This window comes from Brachybacterium sp. ACRRE, assembly GCF_022346485.1.
In the GTDB taxonomy this organism is placed as follows: domain Bacteria; phylum Actinomycetota; class Actinomycetes; order Actinomycetales; family Dermabacteraceae; genus Brachybacterium; species Brachybacterium halotolerans.
In genome coordinates this window covers 1-920 of the sequence record NZ_JAKRMO010000133.1, presented here as the reverse complement: position 1 = coordinate 920, position 920 = coordinate 1, and the positions used below count along the sequence as shown (strand labels likewise).

Annotated in this window: 1 protein-coding gene; it reads right to left on the bottom strand. The window is 74.9% G+C overall.

Features of this window, described 5'->3' with window-relative positions; genetic code table 11:
• Positions 1–12: 12 nt before the first annotated feature.
• Positions 13–717: an HAD family phosphatase gene (locus MHY49_RS18930; protein WP_239206803.1), complete on the bottom strand. Its 705-nt coding sequence runs from the start codon at positions 715–717 to the stop codon at positions 13–15.
• Positions 718–920: the final 203 nt, after the last annotated feature.

Below are 920 nucleotides of genomic sequence, written 5' to 3'. Positions count from 1 at the left end.
GGGCGGGGGTGTTCATCGTGCTCTCTCCCAGGTGCGGATCCAGGCGTGCAGGTCGGTGTCCTCGAGGCTCGCCAGGGTGCGGTCGGCGACCGGCCGCTGCCCGGGGATCGAGGGGACGGCGATGAGGGGCAGACCGGCCGCGCGGGCGGCCGTCGCACCGGTCTCGGAGTCCTCGAAGGCGAGGGTGTCGGCGACGTCGGCGCCCAGCCGCCGTGCGGCCTCGACGTAGATGTCGGGGGCGGGCTTGCCCGCGGCGACGTCGTCGACGCTCACGGAGGTGAGGACGACGTCCCCGATGCCGAGGCCCTCGAGGGCGTCGTCCAGAAGATCGCGCGGGGAGTTCGAGGCGATCGCGACCGGGACGCGGGCGGCGACCGCGCGCACGGTCTCGACGGCGCCGGGCAGGATCCCCACGGCATCCGTGAGGGCCTCCTTGTGCAGGGCCATCAGCTCGTCGGCAGCGGCATAGGGGTCCTGGCCGGTCTCGGCGGAGAGCCTGCGCACCACGGTCTCGACGCTCCGCCCCGTGAGCGACCTGCGCGTCTCCTCGTCGATCGTCGCCCCGTGGCCCGCGAGGTAGCGGGCCTGCGTCGCGAGCCACTCGGACTCGGTGTCCACGAGGAGCCCGTCGCAGTCGAAGACGACGGCGCGCGGGATCCAGCGCGGCGGCCAGGTCGCCAGCGGGCCGGGGTCCGGAGCGAAGGGGGTGGAACTCACCCCTCAAGGCTCTCACGTCCCCGCCCGTGCGGACGATGTGAACCCGGCGACCGCGAGGCGTGCGAGCAGGTCGTGACCAGGGCGGGAACCGGATGTTCACGCGATGTTCCGGGCGCCGTTCACCTCGCCGCCAGCAGCGGGCGGGGCGGACCGGACGGAGCCCTGCCCGACCCGCTCGTCCCGGCCCGCCCGCTGCTGGCGGC